Source organism: Desulforhopalus singaporensis, assembly GCF_900104445.1.
In the GTDB taxonomy this organism is placed as follows: Bacteria; Desulfobacterota; Desulfobulbia; order Desulfobulbales; family Desulfocapsaceae; genus Desulforhopalus_A; species Desulforhopalus_A singaporensis.
This window is the reverse complement of sequence record NZ_FNJI01000010.1, coordinates 1-22,967: the sequence shown is the minus strand read 5'-3', so window position 1 is coordinate 22,967 and position 22,967 is coordinate 1. Positions and strand designations below refer to the sequence as shown.

Here is a 22,967-nt window from a genome sequence, read left to right as displayed (position 1 = left end):
AGTGGAGATAGTCTGTAAGTAACCGCTTTGGTTGAAACTTAGATGTTGACTTCCAGGGGGTTGTCCGATAGCTTGATGTATCATCAACGACGAAACCGGATATACCCCAACTGCAATATACGGATTGAAAAACATGAGCTTTCTTGAACGGTGCCAAGGGGAGAATATTCATAATCGCAATATGGATATCTCAACCTATACGTGGGATGCTGAACACATACTTCTGGTAGGGGAATTCAAAGAAGGGCAACATGTCGATTACACTAATCACCTAGGTGAGAAGATTACAGCCGGTGTCTATCACCATATGAAAATCGAGCTGATCGTCAACATCAGCACCATGGTTATTGCGGACGTGTTCGTTTCCATGCCTCAGGTGCCACATGAGGCATGCCGTGCCATGGTAACGAGTTTGAATCCTATCAAGGGCATGGCGATTGTTAAAGGTTTTTCCTCCAGGGTCAGCAAGCTGGTTGGTGGCAGCAAGGGGTGTACTCATCTGGTTTCCCTGCTCATGGCCATGGCGCCGGCGTCTTTGCAGGGCACTTGGATCGACAAGTCATATAAGGGTATATCTCTAACAGAATCAGCTGCCGGTATGGAAACTTACCTGATTGGTTCCTGCTATGTGTGGCGGAAGGATGGCTCGCTGGCAGCAAGCCTCACGGAAAGATTACGCAAAGAATCATCTTGATTATACTTTTTCAGAGAAGACCAAATTTTGCAGTCTGCAGAGGTGCACGGCAATGAAAAAGCCTAGCTAGTTTGAAGGTTCTCCTATGGAGTTTGCCCACATTCGTTGGCAAAATTGCGCTGTCAGCCACCTTGGAATAGAGATAGTGGAGGCTGGGGACGACTATCTCACGGCTCGCATATCGGTCGATGAGAGAATCCGTCAACCGGTGGGGATTTTGCACGGTGGTGTTTCTGCCGTTCTTGCCGAAATCTGGCATCGCGCGGCACTTTCTTCACTCTGGACAGTACCAGGCAGCATTGTGTTGGGCTCTCCATTGATGCCAGCCATATGAGGTCGGTTCGAGACGGGTATGTGTTCGGGGCTGCTTCCCCCTTACATATGGGGCGGTTGACTCAGGTCTGGCAGGTCCGTAGTACCGACCAGCAGGATCGGCTCGTTTGTGTCTCGCGGGTGAAGATGGCCATTTGGGATAATTTCTTTAGTCCTGAAGAAAAACCGGACAAATAAAAGTGCCATTTAACGGCGATGCTGTGTGCTTTGTTGCCATTCGACATGTCAATCAGCATCGAAATTCACCCGCTTCACATAACAAGAGTGATGATACGGTTTTCTTTAAACCATTTGATATTAGTAGGTTAAAATGATCTTGAAGAAAAAAGACGATTGAACCAAAGGGGGCAACTGTCCATGGTGCGGAGAATATTGTTTTCGAGTGGCTTACCTGAGAAGGTTTTCTAGCAATCTAAACCAAACTTTACAAAATCTTTTTTTCAGTTTGGACGAGCCTCTCTTATTGCCTCCGCCGGACTATGCCCAAAATACCTCTTGAATTCACGGCTGAATGGGGAAGGACTTTCATAACCCACTTTATAAGCGGCAATATAGGCTTTAGTACTTGTCTGGATTATGAGGTGTCTAGCTTTGTTCAACCTGAGCTTTGACCAGGAAAGCCAGTTCTTGGCATTGGAATTCGTTCAAACATGGAAAACCCAGGAATGTTTTCTCAGTATGGATGGACGGGGAGCATGGAGGGGCAATATCTTTATCGAACGCTTGTGACGGTCTTTGAAATACAATCGAGGGTATCTGCATGCATATGATTCAGTTTCTGAAGCTCGCAGATCAACTGTGGAATATTTTGACTGGTACAATCGCCGTCGACCCCATTCAATTCTGGGACGGCAGACGTCTGAGGAGGCTTACAACACTATGCTGCCGGTTATGGATTGAGTAGCGTAAATTACGACAGGTTTTCCATTAACAAAACCGATAGACCTGTTCAAAGGACCTGTGCCACGCTTTTGATGAAGCGTATGAAATGATGTTGCCCGTGGTAAACATGGCATATAAAACAGGCAGGAGTTCCACCTAAGAAACAGCGGGTAAGTTGTTTAAACGAGTGGGAACACTTCCATGTGTCACAGATCAGCCCTCGCGTACAGCGCATTAACCGCTTCGCTGCTTTTCGCCGTGATTTCTTTTTCGTCCAATCCTACCAAGTTGCCGTTGGCAACGACTACACTACCGTTTACGATGGTGTAGGAGGCCTGGTGGTTGTAACCGGAAAAAAGTAGGGCCGCCGCCGGATCACTAAGAGCGCCCACGTAACCTAGGGTATTGACATCAAAGAGAGCCAGATCAGCAGCCCAGCCCGGTTCGATGCGGCCGATTTTTTCAAAACCGAGCAGTTTCGTTCCGTTTTCTGTGGCCATGCGCCAGGCTTCCCTGGCGCTGAGAGCCCCGGCGCCTAGACTAACCCTCTGAAGCAATAATGCTTGACGGATTTCTCCCAGCATATCGCTGGTATCGTTCGAAGCCGAGCCATCTACCGCCAACGCAACGTTCACCCCCTTATCCAGCATGTCCCTGACCCGGCATATGCCCGATCCCAGCCGCATATTGGAACTGGGACAATGGGCGATGCTGGTTCCCGTAGACGCTAGAACATCCAGCTCCTCATCGTCAAAAAAAATTCCGTGAGCAAACCACACGTCCCTGCCGATGAACCCGCAGTCTTCCATCAGCTTTAGAGGACGCCGTCCGTAGGTTTGTACGCAGTATTCTTCTTCATCTTTGGTCTCTGCCAGGTGGGTGTGGAGCCTGACGCCGTAACGGCGAGCCAAGGAGGCAGTTTCTTTCATCAGCTGTTCCGAGACGGAAAAAGGGCTGCAGGGTGCCAGGGCCACTTTGCGCATGGCCCATGGCCCTGGATCGTGAAATTCCTTGATAGTCCGTTCGGAATCGTCAAGTATTGTTTTTTCACTCTGTACCGTTGAATCCGGCGGCAAACCACCGTTTTTCTTGGACCGGCTCATGGACCCGCGGGTGGGGCTGAACCTGATGCCGGTTCGACTCGCGGCGTCGAACTGCAAAGCCATGATATCCGTGTTTATGCCTGCGGGGTAGAGATAGTGGTGGTCTGTGGTCGTGGTACAGCCGGTTTTCAGCAGCTCGGCAGTGGCCAGCACGGTGGACCACCACACCGTATCGGCATCCATGTGTTTCCACACATCGTAGAGATAAACCAGCCAATCGAAGAGTTTGGCATCCTGAGCGAAGGGGATATTTCGGGTGAACGTCTGGTAAAAATGATGATGGGTGTTCACCAGGCCCGGAGTAACCACAAGCCCCTCTCCTGGAATCACCTCGACATCCGAACCGGGGGGCGGTGTCAGGGAGCGACCCACCTCGTGAATGGCCGATCCTTTGATCACCACGTCGACATTATTCAGGACTTCGCTATCGGCCCTGGTCATGACCGCCAATGCATTTTTGATATGTATCATCCTTCCGACCCTCCGATTATCTGCCTGCTGGCAGCTCTAAGCAAGAAATGGAAGTGGTTCCGTCCTTCTGGTTGGCACATTCATCTGAAGAAGCGGTGCCTCAGCGTGGTTTTGATCGACCAGCTTGTTTTATTGCAGGTGTAATAAAAAGATCTCAAATATAAAGTTAGCTTAACTCTTCCAGTTCATAATACATCCTCTCTTTTTCCAAAGGAGGATTCTTTCCTATTGGTTCAAGCAATCGACGATTATTGAAACAATCTACCTGTTCCAGCATTGCATATTCAACGCGTATCGCGTCCTTTCCTGGGGTCACGATAATGAATTACTTCAGTTTTATACAAACCGATCACTGTCTCGGTCAATGCATTATTGTGTGGATCGCCAGTTGTGCCAACAGAAGCGCTGATTCCTGTTTCAGCTAAGTGTTCTGTGTAGCGGATCGATTAGGACTGGTTGTCTCTGTCACTATGGTGTATGAATTTATGGCGATTTGTAAGTGTCCAAAGAGCTTGTTGTTCTTCAGCTTAGAAAATTGACTTTTTTCCTCTTTGAATATTAACCTTTTTGCGGTGTGGAGGTCTGAACTTCTTTTGTTTTTAAAAATTATTTCATATTAGATGGTTAAGATCTTTGAAAGATAAAAGAGACTTAAGACAATGGGGTCAAATTACGACGCTGAATGACATATCATGAGATGATAATATTTCACTCAGCAAAGGGTGATCAGGTATGGCGATAAGTGAGTTTGAGATTAGGCGGATTGAAAAGTTGATTGGCGGCCTCGTGGAGAAGAGAAGGCCTGCACCCCACATACGGAGTAAACTGGACATCGGGTTCCGGGTGACTGGGCAGAGTTTTGAAATTTTCACTGTACGTCCACGTTGGGACAAACCAGAGAAGACAATGGAGGAGTTGGTTGCTAAAGCGACCTACGTTAAAAGTAGGAAGACTTGGAAGCTCTTCTGGATGCGGGCAGATCTAAAGTGGCACTCCTATCCACCGCTCGCTGAAACGAAGCATCTCGAAGATGTTCTACGGGAAATAGACGATGACCCCAACGGTTGCTTTTGGGGGTGAGTTGTTGAGAGTGTCTAGGATACCGGTGCCGATTCATGTTTTAATCATTTTAATCCGGACTCTGTAAATAATTCTGTGTAACTGCTATTTTTCGGATTTCAGAGAATCTATCTTCATATTCAGTGAGAAAGCGATTCATAGCCGGTTTCCAGTTCCGAATAGGCATGGTCGTCAATCTCTCAGAAGCTTTCTGGATAGCCAGGAACACAACTTTAAACGCCGACGTATCGTTTGGAAAGATGCGTCGGTTTTTTTGTATTAACTACCAATTAATGAGCGCTTAAAGATCAGAAGAAGGGGGTAACACTTAACTGTTGAGGTAGATTTATGCTCGAAGAAATAAATGCAGTAAAAACAAGCAGGAAGAATTAAAATTGACGGCCTGAATGCCGTATATCTTTTAACTGTCAAGATAATATGTTATCCAGCAAGTATAAAAAATAAATGATTTCGATCCTCGTTGCACGACGATAGTTGTGCCATAACTGGTTTGTTGGCCTGATATTTGCTTGCAATCATGGCATGAAAAAGGTAACGTCACAACAATCAAGGCCTTTCTTTTCGTTGTTGTTGCTGCTGTGGGCCATCCTGATTCTTTCAACGTGGCTGGTGTCTGCTCCTAGAGCCATGGCAAGCGACAACAAACGAAATGTTCTGTATATCAACTCTTACCACCATGGTTATCAATGGTCCGACTCCATCCTCCAGGGTGTTCGCAACGAACTTGACCAGAGCAAGTACAAAGTTGACCTGCAGATCGAATACATGGACGCGAAAAGATTTAATGTCAAACATGTCATTGAGGCCCTGCTGCATCTTTACCGCGAGAAATTCAAGACGGAGAAATTTGATGTTGTCATCGCCTCAGACGATGATGCCTTTAATTTTGCCTTACAGTACCGGCCTCAATTGTTTCCGGATACTCCGATAGTGTTCTGCGGAGTAAACGAATTGAATCGAGAGGCACTGAAAATTGGTAACGTTACAGGAGTAATTGAAAATTTCGATTTAGACGGCACAATTGCAATCGCCCTGCGTCTACATCCCGACAAAAACAAGATGGTCGTTGTCGGCGATGCCTCGACCGCCGGTTATGCAATCAAGCACCAAATTGAAGATGTGGTACCGGCCTTTCGTGACCGCCTTCATGTCGACTACTGGATCCAGGTCGATCTACCGGAAGTGCAGAGAAGGGTGAAAAATCTGCCGCAGGATACCTTCTTGTTTTTCATTCCCTATTATCAGGTGATAGGGAACAGTTTCTACACCGCTGAAGAGGTCATGCACGAGATATATATCCATTCTTCGGTGCCGATCTATACCGCCTGGGAATTTCTCCTCGGCTCTGGCGCGGTAGGAGGCAGCCTGCTGTCTGGATTTGAACACGGCAAAAAGGCGGCGGCGATGGCCCTGGAAATTCTCGGTGGCAAGAAGGCCGACACCATAGCCATCAAGTATGGCCCGGACAGCGTCTACGGTTTTGACTACAATGTCATGCAACGACTCAACATAAAAGAAAAATTACTCCCCGAAGGGGCCAATATCATCAACACCCCCAACTCCTCCTATGCCTTGCCGAGGGAACTGTTCTGGACCATCATTATCAGCTGCTTCCTGCTGCTCAGCACGGTCATTTTTCTCGCCCTTAACATCGTTGCCAAACGCAAGGTGGAACAAAAAATCAAAAACCAGCTCACCTTCCAGGAAACCCTGATTGATACCATCCCCCTGCTGGTTTCCTGGAAAGATACTCAGCGACACTATGTCGGCGCCAACCTAACCTTTGCCAACTTCTTCGGACTCAAAACAATCAACGAGGTGGTCGGCCAGAATACCAGCCGGGTTGTCACCGACAGCGAATATGCACAATGGTCCACCAGCGCCGATTCGGCGGTCGTCTCCGGCCAGGGAGAATTTCGAAGGGTGCGCAAAGAGATTAAATCAGCCGATGGACAGGTATTCTGGTTGGAGGTGAACAAAGTGCCGCTTCTCGACGAAAACGGCCTGATCAACGGCATCCTGACCACTGCGGAAAACATCACCAGAGAACACAATCTGGAAAAACAACTGCTGCAATCGCAAAAGATGAAGGCGATCGGTACGCTAGCCGGGGGGATTGCCCATGATTTCAACAACATTCTTACTTCCATCATCAACTCTACCGAACTGGCCCTCAGCGATGTCGACACAGGCTCCCAAACCGAAAAGGATCTTGATCGGGTGTTGAAAGCGGCGAGACGCGGTGGAAGGGTGGTCAAGCAGATTCTCGCCTTTTCCCGTCCGACCAAGGAAGGTTTTCGTGCCACCGATCTGAGCGGTGTGGTAATCGAAGTCATCCAGCTTATAGAGGTCGGTCTGCCGGCAAACATCACCATCCATTCCCATATTTCTCCAACCATGCCAAAGATTTATGCTGATCCAACGCAACTCCACCAGGCAGTGATGAACCTGTGCACCAACGGGTTTCATGCCTTAAGAGAAAAAGGGGGCGGTCTCTATATACGTCTTGAGGAAGCCAGCCTAAACGATGAAGAAGCAGCATATCTCAATCTGGAAAGCGGGGAATACATTCTACTTTCCGTTGCCGACAATGGTCCTGGAATCGATCCGGAAATAATAGACAAAATATTTGACCCGTTCTTTTCTTCGAAAGATAAAGCAGAGGGAACCGGCCTGGGGCTATCGGTAGTGCTCGGCATTGTCAAAGGTCACAGTGGCGCGGTGCGAGTTAAAAGTGAACTCGGCCACGGGGCGACCTTTGAAATCTTCCTGCCCAGGATCGAGATAAGTGAAACGGAACACCGAGATGAACGGGGAATTGCCGGCAAGAGCGAAGCGAGGATCCTGTTCGTTGAAGATGATCTCGATCAGTTGGAGAGCGTACCTCGCATTCTCGGAGCTGAAGGATACCACGTTGAAGGCATCGCCGGTTCCAGTGAAACGTACAGGCTGATCGACGCTGACCCGAATCGATTCGATTTGCTGATCACCGATTACGATATGCCGAAATTGAACGGCATCGACCTCGTGAAGCTGATCAGCCACAAGGTACCGACCCTGCCGGTTATCATGATTTCCGGGCGCGAGGAGGCCTTGATCGAAGCCAGTAACCTGGAAGCGGTCAAGAAAATCCTGACCAAACCGTACGATAAGGAAGAGTTGATAGATGCAATAGAGACCATTTTGCAGGAGATGAGGAATCATGGGTGAAATCCTGATCATTGACGACGATCCCGAAATCTGTGAAACCCTGGAAAGTCTAGTCCAGCGCCAGGGCCATTCGGCCCTGTCCATACGAAGCCTTACCAAAGGTCGGGCAGCTTTGGAAAAACACTGCTTTGATATCTTGTTTCTCGATGTCAGGTTGCCGGACGGTAACGGTCTGGATATCCTACCGCAATTGACCCTTTTACCAAAACCGCCAGAAGTGATCATCCTGACCGGTAAGGGGGATCCGGATGGGGCTGAACTGGCCATCAAAGGCGGGGTGTGGGACTACATTCTCAAACCCTCCAGTGTCAAGGAAATCACCCTCACCCTAAATAGAGCCATCCGTTATCGCCAAGAAAAACAAGGCAACAACGGTGATGTGATATTGGCAACCAAGACCATTATCGGCGAGAGCAGCAGTATCAAGGCGGTCAAGCGTCAGCTCCTGCAAGTGGCCAAGTCATCGTCCAACCTGCTTATCACCGGTGAAACCGGTACCGGCAAGGAAGTTTTCGCCCGGGCCATTCATGACAATTCGGTCCGCAAAGATCACCCCTTCGTGGTGGTTGACTGCGCCTCACTCACCGAATCCCTGGTGGAATCGATTCTCTTCGGCCACCGCAAAGGGGCCTTCACCGGCGCCCATCAACACCAGCAGGGGCTGGTCAAACAGGCGGACGGCGGCACCCTGTTTCTTGATGAAATCGGGGAAATGCCGCTATCCATGCAGAAGTCTTTTCTCAGGGTATTGCAGGAGCGGGTCTTTCGGGCGGTAGGCGATTCCAGGGAGCAGACCTCTGATTTTCGGCTCATTGCTGCAACCAACAGGGATCTGGATGGGATGGCCAGGGATGGCTCATTCCGCAACGATCTGCTCTACCGGATCAAGACCATGCAACTCAATCTGCCGCCGCTGCGGATTCGTACAGGCGATATCAGGTTACTGGCGGATTATAGGGTAGAGCAGCTGTGCAAGCGTTACGACATGGCACCAAAAGAGATAAACAGTGATTTTTTTGAACTGCTGGAAAAATACAACTGGCCAGGCAATATACGGGAATTATTCAATAATATCGAGAGAGCACTGGTCGCTGCCGGGGTTGAAAAGCAACTGTACGCGATGCATTTACCAAGAACCCTGCGCATTGCCGTAGCTAAACAGCAAATTGAGCAGCTATCCGACCAGGGCCGGGAGATAACCACCGACAACGACCCGGCTGTCCGAAATATCAGACAGCAACTGTTCGACGCCCTTTTTCATCAGTCGCCGCCGTCGATGAAAACATTTCGCGATCTTACTGAACGATTCTATCTTATTACCCTGATAGAGCGATATAACGGCAATCTTACCGAAATTCTCAATACCTCCGGCCTATCCCGTTCCCATCTCTACTCGTTGTTGAAAAAGCACCAGCTTACGGTTGCTCAGCAGTAACATACAATATATGTCTGATTTTTCAGACTCCTTGTGATTCAACAATATATTTTATAAAATTCAAATAATTAACTGTTTTCCCCAAATCTTTTCCGGCCAAAGTGTTGGGCAGCATTATGATTTTTCAGATTTTCGCCCACGTGTATGGTCCATACCAATCCCATCTCCGCACCCAACATACTGTAATTGCAACATATAAACAAAATGGCACAAAGGTTGCTGTATAGTTCCCGTTAACAGCTGCTGCATGAAACAGCGCAATTGTGAACGATGGGAATCGCTCAACCGGAAGTGATGATCCTCAGGTCGTTCACCAACAAACCCGAAACATTTTTGTATTCCGAAAGAGCCGGACCAACCGGCATCAACCTTTTACTTCTGCAAGGAGAAGGCAATGAAAAGAAATTGGCTAGTGGCACTTGCGATGCTCGTAACCTTCGCTCTGCTCACCGTCACCGGTGCCCAGGCGGCGAAAAGAGAAAAATTCGGTGTAGATTCCCGCCATGAATCTTCAACCCGAGTGAAGTTCAAGCCGTCCGATGAAAAATTCCGCTGGAAGATGACCATGCCGTGGTCGAAAGGGCTGCTGTTTTACGATATCGCCGTGCATTTCTGTGACAGTGTTCGTCTGGCCACCGCCGGCCGCCTGGATATCAAACCGTTTTCCGCAGGTGAGATCGTTCCGGCCATGCAGACCTTCGATGCTGTTTCCAAAGGTTCGGTACAGGTTGGCCACGACTGGGCGGGTTACTGGAAAGGCAAGGATGAGGGGTTTGTACCCTTAGGCGATATGCCGTTCGGTCTGGACAGCGAAGGCTACAATATTTGGCTCTATGAGCGTGGCGGCCTGGAACTGGCCCAGGAGCTGTACGGCAATTTCAACCTGCAAGTCCTGCCCTGTGGTCAGACCGGCCAGGATATGGGGATTTTCTCCAACAAGCGCGCTACCAAAATGGACGATTTCAAAGGGATGAAAGTCCGTACCGTGGGTTGGTACATGGATATCCTCAATCGCCTCGGTGCCGCCGCTACCCCGATGCCGGGCGGTGAAATCTATCTGGCCCTGGAACGCGGCGTACTTGACGGTGCCGAGTTCTCAGCGCCGGCAATCACCTACCCGATGGGCTTTGACGATATCACCAAGTATGTACTCTCCCCCGGCGTGCATCAGCCCGGCTCCCAGTGCTACGTATTCTTCAACAAGGATGCCTGGAACGAACTGCCGGAGGATCTGCAGGAGATCGTAAAAATCTGCGCCAAGGAGACCCAACTCTGGTCCTACAACTGGATCCAGAACCTCAACTCCCAGGCCATGGCTAAGCTGACCGAAAAGGTTGAAATTGTCCAGATGGATCCGGAGACCCTCATTGAGTTCAACAATGTTTCGCAAAAATACATTAATGAGATCAAAGAGAAGAATCCGAACGCCAAAAAAATTATCGAGTCCCAGGAAGCGTTTAAAAAGGATTTCGAAAATTGGCGTAATGCCAGAGCCAACGTCACCCCGTGGTCGCATGAAACCTATGCCACCGGTCGCACCAATTAACCACGAGCGTTATTAACTTGTTCCCCTGTCATAACACAGGGGAACCTTTACAGAAGTCCGAGGAGTAGACGATGAGATCAATCATTGCAGCTATTGATTCATTCAACGAGAAAATTGGACAGCTCAATTCCCTGCTAGTTCTGCCGCTCGTTGGTGTGGTGGTCTACGAGATCATCATGCGTTACCTTTTCAACGCCCCGACCGTCTGGGGTTTTGAAATGACGATGTTCATCTACGGTGTTCATTATATGCTGGGCCTTGCCCTGACGGAAAATCGGGAAGGACATGTCAAAGTGGAAATTCTAACCTCCAGATTCAGTAAGAAGGGTCAGGCCTGGTTCAACATCATCGGCTACGCCCTGCTCTTTTTCCCCGTATTCGGTATGATGGCCTATGCCGCTGTCGCTTACGCCTGGACCTCGATCGGCCTGCTGGAAGTGAATAATACCAGTTGGGCACCACCAATCTGGCCGGTGAAAAGCCTGATGGCGTTGGGCTTTGTCATGTTGTTTCTCCAGGGCCTCAATACATTTTTGAAAAATATTCAGATGTTGCGGGAAATTCGCCAATAACAGGGTTGCACTGCCCGCATACGATGAGGTGAAGGAGAATTATTATGGATTTCATGAACCCTGAATTTTTAACGGTCGGCATGTTTGGTCTGCTGATCGCTTGTATTCTGCTCGGTTTGCCCCTGGCTTTTACCCTGGCAGCCGTCGCCACTCTTTTTGGCCTTATCGATAATGGCTGGAATGCTTCTGGCTTATTCGACATCTTTGCCAATAACTGCTGGGGCCTGATGAACAACTACACCCTGGTGGCCATTCCTCTGTTCATCCTTATGGCCCAATTGCTGGACCGCTCCAAAGTTGCCGAAAAGCTCTTTGAAGCTCTCTATGTGGTCATGGGCCGGGTGAAAGGCGGTCTCGGCCTGGCCGTCGTCGTGGTCTGCACCGTCTTTGCCGCCACCACCGGTATTATCGGCGCCTCGGTGGTGGCCATGGGGCTGCTGGCCGCCCCGGCATTGCTCAACAAAGGCTACCAGAAGGAGCTTACCACTGGTATTATCTGCTCGGCCGGAACCCTTGGCATACTTATTCCGCCATCGATCATGTTGGTCGTTTACGGCGGCCTCACCGGCATGAAGGAGACCTCGGTCGGTCAACTCTTCGCCGCCGCCATTCTCCCGGGTCTGTTGCTGGCCTCACTCTATTTCATTTACATCTGGATTCGCTGCGTTATCAACCCGTCGCTGGGACCAGCCATCAGCGAGGAGGAAGCGAGTAAATTTTCGGCGGCGCAGAAGTGGTCGATGACCTTAAAAAGCCTCGTGCCGCCGCTGGCCCTCATTCTCACCGTTATGGGTACGATTCTCGCCGGGATAGCCACCCCCACCGAGGCTGCCGCCTTAGGTGCGGTCGGTTCGGGTGTTCTGGCGCTATTCAACGGGGCACTTACCGGTAAGGTGGTCTATGAATCCTGCGTCAATACCCTGAAGATCTCCTGTATGGTAATGATGCTCTTTATCGGTGGCAAATTCTTCAGCACTGTCTTTCTCTCCATGGGAGGTGGAGATGTCGTTGTCGATCTCCTGGTCGGGGGCGGTCTCAGCCCCAGTATGGCGCTGTTGGTGATGATGGCCATCATTTTCTTCATGGGGATGTTTATCGACTGGGCGGCTATCCTGCTGGTTACCGTTCCGATCTTCATGCCTATCGCTATGGAACTCGATTTCAACCCGCTCTGGTTCTCCATGCTGGTCTGTGTTAACCTGCAGACCTCCTTTTTGACACCGCCGTTTGGTTACGCCCTGTTCTATCTGCTCGGCGTCGCGCCGCAGGAGGTGAAGATGACCCATATCTACAAAGGGATCATGCCCTTTGTCGGTTTGCAACTCGTTGGGCTGTTGTTGCTGTTTTTCTTCCCGGATATCATTACCTATCTACCTTCGGTATTTTTCGGCTCTTAGACCAGCTGGCACAATCGGATACCGTGCCCGGCGTTAGTAACACGAACGGTGCAATGGTGTCCGATTCATCGGCAGTCTGGACCACTTTTTCAATCCCCCGTTGCCAGGAGCACATCGTGAGCAAGAACAACATAGAAAAACTCTTCAAACCAGTGGTCGGCGAGGATAATGTAATGACCTCGGAAACCGACCGCTACGCCTATTCCTATGACGCCGCCGTCCTTGACGGAGAGATGCCGGCCATCGTCGTCAGGCCGGAGAACAGTGAAACCCTTGGTGAGGTGGTGAAACTGTGCAACGATAATGGCTTGCCGCTCACCGTTCGCGGTGGCGGCACCAATCTTTCCGGCGGCACCATTCCAAAACCTGGCGGGGTTGTAGTGCTGACCAACTCAATGACCAAGATTCTCGAGATCAACGAGGAGGATCTCTATGCGGTGGTCGAACCCGGCGTCGTTACTGCCCAGCTGGCAGCCCAGGTTGCGTCCAGCGGTCTCTTCTACCCACCTGATCCCGGCTCCCAGACTGTCTCCACCATCGGCGGCAACGTGGCCGAGAATGCCGGGGGACTGCGAGGGCTGAAATACGGGGTCACCAAAGATTACGTCATGGGGCTCGAATTTTTCGATACCGGTGGCAATCTCGTCAAAGCCGGCGGGAAAACGGTAAAATGCGTCACCGGTCTCAACCTCTCCGGACTGATGGTCGGCTCGGAAGGTACCTTAGGGGTATTTAACAAAATAATCTTAAAACTTATCCCGCCGCCTCAAGCCGCGAAATCGATGCTGGCGATCTTTGACTCGGTCAAAGCGGCCTCGGAGGCAGTGGCGGCGATCATCGCCGGTAAAATCCTGCCGGCAACTCTGGAGATGATGGACAATTTTACCATCCGCACGGTGGAAAACTTCCGCAGGGCCGGGTTGCCTACCGATGCCGCGGCGCTTCTGCTTATCGAGGTCGACGGCCATCCAGCCCAGGTTGCCGACGATGCGGCCAGGGTGGAAACAATCTGCCGGGAAAACGACGCCAGAGAGCTTAGAGTCGCCAGCGACCAGCATGAACGCAACGCCATCTGGCAGGCCCGCCGGGACGCCCTGCCGGCGCTAGCCAAACTTAAACCGACCTGTGTGCTCGAGGACGCCACGGTTCCCCGCTCGAAAATTCCGGCCATGATTGAGGCGCTGGAGCTGATCAGCAAGAAATACCAGCTTACCATCGGTACCTTCGGTCACGCCGGCGACGGTAATCTGCATCCAACGATACTGACTGATAAACGGGATAAGAAGGAGTGGGAAAAGGTCGAAAACGCCATCGATGAAATCTTCGACTGCGCCCTCGGTCTGGATGGCACCCTTTCCGGCGAACACGGGATTGGTATGGCCAAGGCCAAATTCATGGTCCGGGAAGTAGGCAAGGCGAGCCTTGACTATGCAACCAGGATAAAAGCGGCGGTCGATCCGAAAAACATCCTCAATCCTGAAAAAATGGTTCGGAGGAACAATGGCTGATATTCACAAACTGGCCACCCTGTTCAAGGAACTCGACGATGAGTTGGTCAACTGCATGCGCTGCGGCATGTGCCAGGCCGTTTGTCCGGTATTTGGCCAGACGGGCAAGGAAACCGATGTTACCCGTGGCAAGATCGCCCTTCTCGATGGACTGGCAAACCATCTGCTCCAGGATCCGGACGGCGTCAATGCAACTCTGAGTCGGTGTTTGATGTGCGGCACCTGCGAGGCAAATTGTCCGAGCGGGGTAAACATCATGAATATCTTCCTGAAAGCGCGAGCAATCATGACCGGCTATTACGGTCTGCCTCCGATCAAAAAGGCTATATTTCGGGGGCTCCTCGCCAATCCCAGGCTGTTTAACAGCCTTACCGCCATCAGTTCGCATTTTCAGTCGCTCTTCACCAAAAAGGTCGATGAGCTGCTTGGCTCGTCCTGCGCCCGGTTCAACAATCCGGTTATCGGCGATCGACATTTTAACACCCTGGCGACGAAACCGTTCCGGCGCATTTACCCAAAAATCGACACACCGGCGGGACATTCCGGTCTTCGGGTGGCATTGTATCCCGGTTGTGTGGTCGACAAGATGTTCCCCTCCATCGGCACGGCCACGGTGAAGGCCCTGCAGCATCACGGGGTCGGCATCTTCATGCCGTCAGGCCAGGCCTGCTGCGGCATCCCTGTACTATCGAGCGGCGATAGACAAACCTTCAATGAGTTGGTTGAACAAAACGTGGCGCGGTTCAGAAACGATAGGTTCGACTATCTTGTTACCCCCTGCGCCTCCTGTACCGCGACAATTAAAGAGTTATGGCCAAAGATGTACGATGGTGGCCAGGATATTCAGACGCTAGCAGAGGAATTGGCAAACAAGACAATGGATATCAGCCAGTTTCTCATCGACGTTATTGGGGTGCAAGTCGATGACCGGGAAGCAGCAGGGGAGAGTGTCACCTATCACGATCCCTGCCACCTGAAAAACTCGCTCAAGATTTCCGAGCAACCAAGAAAACTGCTGCAAAGTTCCGGCAAACAGTTCGTGGAGATGGCCGATGCCGCCACCTGCTGTGGCTGTGGCGGCACCTTTAACGTTCATCACTACGAGATGTCAAAAAAAATTGGCACAAAGAAGGCGGAAAATATTGTCGCTTCCAAAGCGACAACGGTCGCTACCAGCTGCCCAGCATGCATGATGCAGATCACTGATATGCTGTCGCGACGAAACGCTGGTATTTCGGTAAAACATGTCATTGAACTGTACAGTGACAACCTCTAGTCGTCTATAATTTCAAACAAACAGGGAAAGCTATGCAGCCGACACCAGAACCATCAGCCGACTTCCTGGCAGAATTCGTCACCAAAGCCAGGAATATGGCGGCTATTGTAACCAGTATCGCGAAAGAGGAAGAGGTGATAGCCTATCTCCTTGGACTCGGCGCCCAAAAAAAAGTTTCGGGCGAGTCGTGTCTTGTTGCCGCAGCGGGACTCATGCCTCACAATTTTCAGGCAATGGCAGAAGCTTGCCAGCAAAAAGGTATCCGCTGCATTAATTCCGGACTTCGGGCCTATCAGGACAGCCTAGACATCGGTATCTCCATGGCCGATTTCGGTATTGCAGAAACCGGCACCCTGGTTCTCAGCTGCCCGCAGGAGGACCATCGTTTGATCAGTATGATCTGTGATTATCATATCTGTATCGTCCGGGCACAGAATATGTGTCGCGACAGTTTCGCCGCCGCCAGGCAACTTGCCAAATTCACTCACGCGACGCCTAACTATACTGCCTTTATCACCGGGCCGAGTCGCACCGCCGATATTGAACGGGTGCTGACCATCGGAGTCCATGGCCCGCTTGAGCTCCATATCCTGATCCTGGAGGAAAACTGATGCAGAACGCAAAGAATCTCAGCTCCTACCGCAAAGAGTGCCGGGAATCGCTCGACAATGACTTTCTTCGCAACGCGCTAGACACCTTCGCCGTTGCCTATCGTACCAGCAGAGCCAACGCGTTCCGCGATTTCAACACCGTTGAGCTGATCAGCGATGTAGCTGCAATGAAGGATGGTTGCGTAGCGGAACTGGATCAGCTGTTTACCACCTTTAAGAAAAATGCGGAAGCCGCCGGGGTGCAGGTTCATTATGCCGAAGACGGCGATGAAGCCAATCGGATCATCAGCGAGATTGCCAGGAAGACCGGGACCCGTAAGGTAGTTAAATCCAAGTCGATGACGGCTGAAGAAATCCTCATCAACCATGTGCTGGAGGATGATGGTTTAGAAGTTACAGAAACCGACCTCGGCGAATGGATCATCCAGTTGCGCCATGAAGGGCCTTCGCATATGGTAATGCCAGCCATACATCTCTCTCGGTATCAGGTGCGAGATCTGTTCAGCGAGGTAACCGGTGATCATCAGAGCCAGGATATCGAGAAATTGGTTAAAGTAGCCCGAAAGGAGTTACGTCAGAAATTCTTCGAGGCCGATATGGGGATTAGCGGCGCTAATTTTGCTATTGCCGATAGCGGTACGATCGGTCTGGTCACCAACGAAGGCAATGCTCGACTGGTGACCACCCTGCCAAAGGTCCATGTCGCCATTTTCGGTTTGGATAAACTTGTTCCCACCATCGCTGACGCCCTCAAGATTCTCAAAGTATTGCCCCGAAACGCAACCGGTCAGCCGATAACCTCCTACGTTACCTGGATTACCGGGGCCAATGAATACCTTGCCGAAGCGGGGAGAAACAAGGAGGTTCACTTTGTCGTACTCGACAATGGACGCCGCGAAATGGCCAAGGATCCTCTCTTTGCTCAGATTTTCCGCTGCGTGCGCTGTGGGGCCTGTGCCAACGTCTGCCCAGTTTACCGGTTGGTGGGGGGACACAAGATGGGTCATATCTACATCGGCGCCATCGGCCTCATTCTCACCTACTTTTTTCATGGCCAGGATAAGGCGAAAAACCTGGTGCAAAACTGTATCAACTGTGAGGCCTGCAAGGATATCTGCGCCGGTGGCATCGATCTGCCTCGATTGATAAAGGAGGTGCAGGTACGGATACAGGATAAGCAGGGGCATCCGTTGCCAGCCCTGCTACTCGGCAAGCTGCTGCGCAACCGCAAGCTGTTTCACACCCTGCTCCGCACAGCCAAATGGGCCCAGCGACCGGTCGCGGGCAACGATGGCTTTATACGCCATCTACCAATGATTTTTTTTAAACAGCATGATTTCAAGGCCTTGCCGACCATCGCCGAAAATCCGTTCCGGGACCTGTTCAAGGAACTGGATCTCAAGGTCGACAACCCTCGTTATCGAGTCGGCTTGTTTTCTGGCTGCGTGCAGGATTTTGTCTATCCCGAACAGATGCAGGCATGTGCAGAGTTGTGTGCATCCTGTGGAATAGCCATGGTGTTTCCGGAAAAGCAGTCCTGTTGTGGGCTGCCGGTACAGATGATGGGAGAAATGAAGGCCTCACGGGATGTGGCCAGACAAAACGTTGAAGCCTTTAGCGGGGAAAAGATCGATTTTATCATCACCCTCTGTGCCTCCTGCGCTTCACACTTAAAGCACAACTATTCGAAGCTGCTTGCAAACGACACACGCATGGGAGGAAAAGTAAAGGAATTCACCGAGAAGGTGATAGATTTCCCCACGTTTGCCCGCAACTATCTCGATCTCACGGAACAAGACTTTGCCGGTGACAAGAAAAAAGTGACCTACCATTCTCCTTGTCATCTCTGTCGCGGCATGGGAGTCCATGACGCGCCGAAAGAACTGATGCAGACCGCCGGCCTGGACTATGTGCGAGCCCAGGAAGAAGAAAGCTGCTGCGGTTTTGGCGGCACCTATTCAGCCAAATTCCCGGAACTGTCCGAACAGATCCTTAAGCGAAAACTCGACGACATTGAATCAACTGGGGCAGAACTCTTGCTTAGCGATTGTCCCGGGTGCATCATGCAGCTTCGAGGTGGCTTGAAAAAACGGGGCTCCATGATTCAGGTTGAACACAGCGCTGAATGTCTAAAGAGCCGGTATAAACAGACAGCGAGAGTAGCAGCAGATCCTTCCTCTGCGCGAAAATGAACGAGGAATAGCGACAATGTACGACACAAATACGGGAGCTTTTGTAGCCGCCAGATGGATCAAGACCAATTGAGTGCTGGTAGCCCACGCTTATCTTTTAAACGTTTATGCTGAGAGATGATTTCATGAGTAAAAGAATGCAGACAGCCGATGGAAATACTGCTGCCACCCATGTCGCTTACGAGATGAGTGAGGTTGCAACCATTTATCCAATTACCCCGTCAAGTCCTCGGGGTGAAATAGCGGATTCCTGGGCAGCCGCTGCTCGCAAAAATATCCATAGTCAATAAAATGATGGAAAATTTGGGAAGAAAATATGAGACCGCTAGTAACTTAAGTTTCAAGCCATATTCAAGGTGCAGATGGAGAAAGGGTAAGAGTTCTCGAAAAAGCTGTCCACAATTTAATCGAATTTGTTGAAAAAGGGTTCATCCGGCAAACGAGTACCTAAGGTCAATATTGGTTTGAAAAATAGACATGCCATGATGAAGGTTGATGTGACCGCCAAATTTTCAAACTACGATACTATCATTTGCATCGGACCAAATACTCGTTTGCCGGATGAACCAAAGGTATGCTGGACGGATGATTTGGAGTCCTGACGCTCTGAGCTCAGCTAAAATTGGAGCGAAATTATTGTTGGCAGTCTGGGCAGTCTAGTCCCTCCTTACTAAGATTACACTTCCCATCACACACTCCTTTGAAGCAGCTACTACAGGTATCCTGTGGGCATAAATCGTCATTCGTGCAATCAGGATCATCACAATCGATAAAGTCGTCACAGTCGTTATCAACGCTATCTGCACAAGATCCCGACTCAATTAGTGGTGCTGCACCGCAATCATCGGCGCAAGAACATTGATTTTCGCCTGAATCACAGGTCCCATCACCACAAATAGCCCCTTGACTACAGTCAATGGCGCAATTTGAGGACCTTTCATCTCCTTCACACGTGCCGTCTCCACAACACCAGCTTGAAATCGGCACACAATCGGCACAGTTTGGGCCGTCTTTAGGGTTGCAGACGCCATCACAGCGACCCTTGTGACAGTCATCACATGTTCCACCTCCCGAACCGCTTATGCAATCTTGTTCACATGTTTCACAGTTTTCTCCTTCATCGCATTCGCCATTGCCGCAGGTCGACTGCTCGCATTCGTCATGTTCTTCGTCACAAGTACCTTCAACACAGGGATTTCCTGTTGAAATGCATGAATCAATCCCTTCGTCACAGAGCTCATAACCGTTACAGAATAACTCATCATTCAGGCATGTAACGGGGGTACCGGATTGGCAGTCATTTACAGCATCGCAAATTTCTATACCGTTGCAGAATAATCCGTCATCACAATTTTGATTGTTTGGTATATTTGAGCAGGTGTCGTTTGACTCCTCGCATAGATCGTCAGTACAAACAATGTTGTCATTGCAGTCAATAGCGATACCTTCCTGGCATGAACCTTCTATACATGTTTCAGTTCCGTTACAAAATAATCCGTCATCACAATCTGCGTCAACAGAGCACCCCTGCACATCAACTGTTATGGAATCTGTTTTTGTACCCGAGGCAGATGTGGCCTGCACCTCAATAAAGTGGTATCCGCCAGGTAGTGCGGAAGCGTCCCAAACAGCCTCCCATAATTTTGGGTTGCTGGTGACAACGTTCATAGCTATCCATTCTCCGGTCCCATCGATTTGATACCGAACCTGTTGAACAGGTTCGGTATCAAATACGAGTGCCCGGATCGGATTTGTGCTGCCATTGGGTACAGAATATGCGAAAGGGTTGAATGTACTACCGATGAACCGATCAACCGGAGCTGTTATTAAAACCATTGGCCATGTACCCGCTGTCTGGGTTTTTGTGGAAACCCCATTACAGTCTACGGCAATGACACTGAAATTGTTTTTCTCTATTCCCGCTGTATCATCGGGTTTTCCAAGAGTGTTAACATTTAGATAAACGAATCCATCGTCATATGGGTCCACGATATAGTCGTCAACCTGAAAAAGCACTTTACTGTAGAGGTGTGTATGGCCATATCCGTATAGAGACGCCCCATAATAATCCAACTTTTCAATAAAATCCTCGGCTCCATAATAAAGGTAAGAATCCCAAAGAGAACCCCAACTTGTCACTGGATGATGACCGAATACAAAGGTTAAATCAGCATCACTGTGTTGATTCAGTTCATCTTCGATAAAGGCCAGTTCAGAATTGTCCAAACCTGCATCATCGCCAAAATGTCCTGAAAAATCAAAAATATTAAAATCAGATCCATCATTGGCGGCCGTATTAACCCCTAAAAAATGGTACTTGCCACCGAAATCGGGCTCGTAAGTCCAGGAAAATTGCGTTTTGCCTGTTGCTTGACCTTGTACTGAGTTAGCTAGGTAATAAATGAAAAATTGGTCATTATAGGCGTCATGATTACCTGGAATATCAAAAAAATTTGAAGCATCAATGTCGCCCTCTGCCAATATATCTTTATACTCATTCCACTCATCTAGATAAGGACCACCACCTGGCAACGCAGCACCATCTGATGAATCGGTAAGATCACCTGTGGCAACGATAAATCTTGGATTGACAATGTCTTTTCCCTCAGTGACCACCCATCTTAAATTATTTGAGTCATCCGTGCCGCTGGCGCCGATATGGATGTCACAAATTTGAATAAACCAAAATATTTTATTGTTATCAGGTGAGTAATAGGCAGTGTTGGGATTCCCTGCTGAGGCGGTACATATCGAAAAAATTAGCAGGACGCCTGAAATAGCTGCCACTTCCATAATACGTCGGATGCATTGAACCCTCGACATATCTTGCCCCTCCTTTCTATTGGGTAGGCTGTTCTACCTGCTTTATTTTTTCGATGTACTCATTCAACCTCTGTATCTTTTGGCTATTTTCGGTCTTCGTCTTTACCAATTCCAAGTATTCAATTGCCCTAGTAAAATTACCCAATTTCAGTTGAACACGAGCCAGGCATACATAAGTCTCTAGATCATATGGAGCAAGTTCGATCACTTTTGAATATTCTGCCGCTGAGTCATTAAATTTTTTTTGAACAAAGTACAGGCGGGCTAGGTTGCGATGAGCTTCGACATAGTTGCTGTCAATTTCGATGGCTTTTTTAAAAGCCTTTTCAGCTTGGACAAATTCATGTGTTGCCTCTGCTTTTCGACCGTGAGGTAAATGATCGTAAAAACCGCTATTATAGGAGTGGATTCCTTGCTTGTTCTCATGAACTGCATCAGGTTGTGCGAATCGTGAACCCTGTAGCTCTGCAGTAGCATTTAAGGCCCATCCCCACATTATGATTAAGAACATGCCAAAAATTTTTCTCTTTTTGAAAAACATGACATAACTCCTTATCTGAAGATTTTAGTCATTGAATTGAGGTGATGGTGAGGCAATAATTAGGCGCTTTCTAAGCGCAACTCTAAATAATCTCTTTCCGATCAAAATCCATTACATATACAATAACAGTCGTTTTCTCTTATTCTTTTCTTGCGGTTCTCCTTGTATCAAGACAACTAGCCTATCTTAAAGGGACACGTAGTTTTCTTCTCTGTTTCTCGGCAGTTTAGGCTTAGACGCGTCTAATGATTTTTATATTCTTTAATTTTATGGCGGGAAATCATATCACGTCAATACCACAAAGTGGCACGACAAGGAGGTTTAGAAAATCGTAAAATTGAGACTCTTCTTGAACACCTTTACATTAGTCGTGAGAGAGCATAGCTGAGCTTCATAGAATAGGGTTATCAATAGTTGCATACCATAGTACTTCAACCTACATCAGCGAATATTGCAATTATTGATAACCCTGAAGAACTGAACTGCGGAGCGGATTACAACCGGATGGGTGGTGCTATGGGGATTGGATGGGGTTTTGGGTTGTTGATAATTAATTGGGGATCATTCTTGATAAACGCGTATCCCAGCATTTCCAAAGATGACTCTGTAAATAATTCTGTGTAACTGCTATTTTTCAGATTTCAGAGAATCTATCTTCATATTCAATGGTGTCTTAACTACCAGTTAATGAGCGTTTAAAGATCCGAAAAAGGGGTAACACTTTCTAAGTGAGGATTAGTTGAGAATCCTTTAAGAGAAGGAGTGTTACCGATGACCAAAAAGAAACGCAAGACAGGCAGAGGTAAAAATCAGTCCGGCCCTTATCCGTTTGAATTTCGCCTTCGTGTAGTCAGGATGTATCTGGAGGAAGAATATCCTGTTCCCTTGATTATTAAGGAGACAGGAGTCGGCAGGTCAACCATATCCACCTGGGTGAGAAAGTGAGGTGGTCAAATAAAATCGGACACTTTCCTTAGGCTGCTATTTTCAGCTCCATCTCTTTTTCAAATTCATTTGGGCTGAGATATCCCAAATAGGAGTGGCGCCTTCTGCTGTTGTAAAACATTTCGATATAATCAATGACGTCTCGCTTGGCTTCTTCCCGGGTGAGGTAGGAAGAGCCAAATACTCGTTCAGTCTTCAGACTTCCAAAGAAGCTCTCTGCAACTGAATTATCCCAACAATCACCCTTGCGACTCATACTGCTTTTCATCTGGCTCTTTCTGAGCAATTTTTGAAAATCTATGCTGCAATACTGACTGCCTCGATCAGAGTGAAAGATCAGGCCCGATG

18 protein-coding genes and 4 pseudogenes are annotated in these 22,967 nt (G+C 49.2%); 15 read left to right on the top strand and 7 right to left on the bottom strand.

Annotated elements, in window-relative coordinates:
- The first annotated feature begins 133 nt into the window (after window positions 1–133).
- Window positions 134–694: a DUF2889 domain-containing protein gene (locus tag BLQ17_RS08545; protein ID WP_092221845.1), complete on the top strand. Its 561-nt coding sequence runs from the start codon at window positions 134–136 to the stop codon at window positions 692–694.
- Window positions 695–946: 252 nt separating this feature from the next.
- Window positions 947–1,204, top strand: coding sequence for a hotdog fold thioesterase (locus tag BLQ17_RS23505; protein ID WP_218121744.1), 258 nt, complete (start codon window positions 947–949; stop codon window positions 1,202–1,204).
- Window positions 1,205–1,467: 263 nt separating this feature from the next.
- Here BLQ17_RS23505 and BLQ17_RS08535 read toward each other — a convergent pair.
- Window positions 1,468–1,635, bottom strand: a pseudogene (locus BLQ17_RS08535) (helix-turn-helix domain-containing protein); the annotation flags it as partial.
- A gap of 127 nt (window positions 1,636–1,762) precedes the next feature.
- Here BLQ17_RS08535 and BLQ17_RS23665 point away from each other — a divergent pair.
- The gene (locus BLQ17_RS23665; RefSeq protein ID WP_092221841.1) at window positions 1,763–1,927 is read left to right on the top strand and encodes an integrase core domain-containing protein; all 165 of its coding nucleotides are present in this window, start codon (window positions 1,763–1,765) and stop codon (window positions 1,925–1,927) included.
- Window positions 1,928–2,115: 188 nt separating this feature from the next.
- Here BLQ17_RS23665 and BLQ17_RS08525 read toward each other — a convergent pair whose 3' ends face one another.
- Window positions 2,116–3,483, bottom strand: coding sequence for an 8-oxoguanine deaminase (locus BLQ17_RS08525; RefSeq protein WP_092221840.1), 1,368 nt, complete (start codon window positions 3,481–3,483; stop codon window positions 2,116–2,118).
- Between the two features lie 166 nt (window positions 3,484–3,649).
- Window positions 3,650–3,956: pseudogene (locus BLQ17_RS23175) on the bottom strand (IS3 family transposase); the annotation flags it as partial.
- 259 nt (window positions 3,957–4,215) lie between these two features.
- Here BLQ17_RS23175 and BLQ17_RS08520 point away from each other — a divergent pair.
- Window positions 4,216–4,563 carry a DUF3024 domain-containing protein gene (locus BLQ17_RS08520; RefSeq protein WP_092221839.1) on the top strand — a complete coding sequence of 116 codons (348 nt, stop codon included), beginning with the start codon at window positions 4,216–4,218 and terminating at the stop codon, window positions 4,561–4,563.
- A 49-nt stretch (window positions 4,564–4,612) separates the two neighbouring features.
- Here the strand turns inward: BLQ17_RS08520 and BLQ17_RS23170 are convergent.
- Window positions 4,613–4,816 (bottom strand): annotated as a pseudogene (locus BLQ17_RS23170) (hypothetical protein); the annotation flags it as partial.
- Between the two features lie 269 nt (window positions 4,817–5,085).
- On the opposite strand from BLQ17_RS23170, the gene BLQ17_RS08510 reads away from it, so the two are divergent.
- The 10 genes and pseudogenes from BLQ17_RS08510 to BLQ17_RS23660 all read left to right on the top strand — a co-directional run.
- On the top strand, window positions 5,086–7,773 hold the full coding sequence (locus BLQ17_RS08510) for a hybrid sensor histidine kinase/response regulator (protein ID WP_092221837.1): 2,688 nt from the start codon (window positions 5,086–5,088) through the stop codon (window positions 7,771–7,773).
- Window positions 7,766–9,208, top strand: a complete 1,443-nt coding sequence (locus BLQ17_RS08505) for a sigma-54-dependent transcriptional regulator (RefSeq protein WP_092221836.1) — start codon at window positions 7,766–7,768, stop codon at window positions 9,206–9,208. The genes BLQ17_RS08510 and BLQ17_RS08505 overlap by 8 nt, the downstream gene beginning before the upstream one ends.
- Before the next feature lie 394 nt (window positions 9,209–9,602).
- Window positions 9,603–10,754 (top strand): TRAP transporter substrate-binding protein, encoded by a 1,152-nt coding sequence (locus BLQ17_RS08500; protein ID WP_092221834.1) that lies wholly within the window; start codon window positions 9,603–9,605, stop codon window positions 10,752–10,754.
- Window positions 10,755–10,825: 71 nt separating this feature from the next.
- The gene (locus BLQ17_RS08495; protein WP_092221831.1) at window positions 10,826–11,326 is read left to right on the top strand and encodes a TRAP transporter small permease subunit; all 501 of its coding nucleotides are present in this window, start codon (window positions 10,826–10,828) and stop codon (window positions 11,324–11,326) included.
- Window positions 11,327–11,370: 44 nt separating this feature from the next.
- On the top strand, window positions 11,371–12,723 hold the full coding sequence (locus tag BLQ17_RS08490) for a TRAP transporter large permease (protein ID WP_245695062.1): 1,353 nt from the start codon (window positions 11,371–11,373) through the stop codon (window positions 12,721–12,723).
- 173 nt (window positions 12,724–12,896) lie between these two features.
- Window positions 12,897–14,231 carry an FAD-binding oxidoreductase gene (locus tag BLQ17_RS08485; RefSeq protein WP_407919118.1) on the top strand — a complete coding sequence of 445 codons (1,335 nt, stop codon included), beginning with the start codon at window positions 12,897–12,899 and terminating at the stop codon, window positions 14,229–14,231.
- Window positions 14,224–15,507: a (Fe-S)-binding protein gene (locus BLQ17_RS08480; RefSeq protein WP_092221828.1), complete on the top strand. Its 1,284-nt coding sequence runs from the start codon at window positions 14,224–14,226 to the stop codon at window positions 15,505–15,507. Before BLQ17_RS08485 ends, BLQ17_RS08480 begins: the two co-directional genes overlap by 8 nt.
- Window positions 15,508–15,539: 32 nt before the next feature.
- The gene (locus BLQ17_RS08475) at window positions 15,540–16,118 is read left to right on the top strand and encodes a LutC/YkgG family protein (protein ID WP_092221826.1); all 579 of its coding nucleotides are present in this window, start codon (window positions 15,540–15,542) and stop codon (window positions 16,116–16,118) included.
- Window positions 16,118–18,310 (top strand): L-lactate dehydrogenase (quinone) large subunit LdhH, encoded by a 2,193-nt coding sequence (gene ldhH, locus BLQ17_RS08470; RefSeq protein WP_092221824.1) that lies wholly within the window; start codon window positions 16,118–16,120, stop codon window positions 18,308–18,310. The genes BLQ17_RS08475 and ldhH overlap by 1 nt, the downstream gene beginning before the upstream one ends.
- A 125-nt stretch (window positions 18,311–18,435) precedes the next feature.
- Window positions 18,436–18,597, top strand: a pseudogene (locus BLQ17_RS23660) (hypothetical protein); the annotation flags it as partial.
- Window positions 18,598–18,943: 346 nt separating this feature from the next.
- Here the strand turns inward: BLQ17_RS23660 and BLQ17_RS08465 are convergent.
- Both BLQ17_RS08465 and BLQ17_RS08460 read right to left on the bottom strand, forming a co-directional pair.
- Window positions 18,944–21,133 (bottom strand): metallophosphoesterase, encoded by a 2,190-nt coding sequence (locus BLQ17_RS08465; RefSeq protein WP_092221823.1) that lies wholly within the window; start codon window positions 21,131–21,133, stop codon window positions 18,944–18,946.
- 16 nt (window positions 21,134–21,149) lie between these two features.
- Window positions 21,150–21,674, bottom strand: coding sequence for a tetratricopeptide repeat protein (locus tag BLQ17_RS08460; RefSeq protein ID WP_092221821.1), 525 nt, complete (start codon window positions 21,672–21,674; stop codon window positions 21,150–21,152).
- A gap of 771 nt (window positions 21,675–22,445) precedes the next feature.
- Here BLQ17_RS08460 and BLQ17_RS22170 point away from each other — a divergent pair.
- Window positions 22,446–22,619 (top strand): helix-turn-helix domain-containing protein, encoded by a 174-nt coding sequence (locus BLQ17_RS22170; RefSeq protein ID WP_143005467.1) that lies wholly within the window; start codon window positions 22,446–22,448, stop codon window positions 22,617–22,619.
- Window positions 22,620–22,647: 28 nt separating this feature from the next.
- Here BLQ17_RS22170 and BLQ17_RS08455 read toward each other — a convergent pair.
- The coding region (locus tag BLQ17_RS08455; RefSeq protein ID WP_143005466.1) for an IS3 family transposase at window positions 22,648–22,967 on the bottom strand (320 nt) is incomplete at its 5' end.

Bases quoted from the DNA above. Each gene is read 5' to 3' on its own strand.
- ldhH (WP_092221824.1), top strand. From the start codon at position 16,118: ATGCAGAACGCAAAGAATCTCAGCTCCTACCGCAAAGAGTGCCGGGAA.
- BLQ17_RS08460 (WP_092221821.1), bottom strand. From the start codon at position 21,674: ATGTTTTTCAAAAAGAGAAAAATTTTTGGCATGTTCTTAATCATAATG.
- BLQ17_RS08500 (WP_092221834.1), top strand. From the start codon at position 9,603: ATGAAAAGAAATTGGCTAGTGGCACTTGCGATGCTCGTAACCTTCGCT.
- BLQ17_RS22170 (WP_143005467.1), top strand. From the start codon at position 22,446: ATGACCAAAAAGAAACGCAAGACAGGCAGAGGTAAAAATCAGTCCGGC.
- BLQ17_RS08480 (WP_092221828.1), top strand. From the start codon at position 14,224: ATGGCTGATATTCACAAACTGGCCACCCTGTTCAAGGAACTCGACGAT.
- BLQ17_RS08510 (WP_092221837.1), top strand. From the start codon at position 5,086: ATGAAAAAGGTAACGTCACAACAATCAAGGCCTTTCTTTTCGTTGTTG.
- BLQ17_RS08490 (WP_245695062.1), top strand. From the start codon at position 11,371: ATGGATTTCATGAACCCTGAATTTTTAACGGTCGGCATGTTTGGTCTG.
- BLQ17_RS08465 (WP_092221823.1), bottom strand. From the start codon at position 21,133: ATGTCGAGGGTTCAATGCATCCGACGTATTATGGAAGTGGCAGCTATT.
- BLQ17_RS08495 (WP_092221831.1), top strand. From the start codon at position 10,826: ATGAGATCAATCATTGCAGCTATTGATTCATTCAACGAGAAAATTGGA.
- BLQ17_RS08520 (WP_092221839.1), top strand. From the start codon at position 4,216: ATGGCGATAAGTGAGTTTGAGATTAGGCGGATTGAAAAGTTGATTGGC.
- BLQ17_RS08505 (WP_092221836.1), top strand. From the start codon at position 7,766: ATGGGTGAAATCCTGATCATTGACGACGATCCCGAAATCTGTGAAACC.
- BLQ17_RS08475 (WP_092221826.1), top strand. From the start codon at position 15,540: ATGCAGCCGACACCAGAACCATCAGCCGACTTCCTGGCAGAATTCGTC.
- BLQ17_RS08485 (WP_407919118.1), top strand. From the start codon at position 12,897: ATGACCTCGGAAACCGACCGCTACGCCTATTCCTATGACGCCGCCGTC.
- BLQ17_RS08525 (WP_092221840.1), bottom strand. From the start codon at position 3,483: ATGATACATATCAAAAATGCATTGGCGGTCATGACCAGGGCCGATAGC.
- BLQ17_RS08545 (WP_092221845.1), top strand. From the start codon at position 134: ATGAGCTTTCTTGAACGGTGCCAAGGGGAGAATATTCATAATCGCAAT.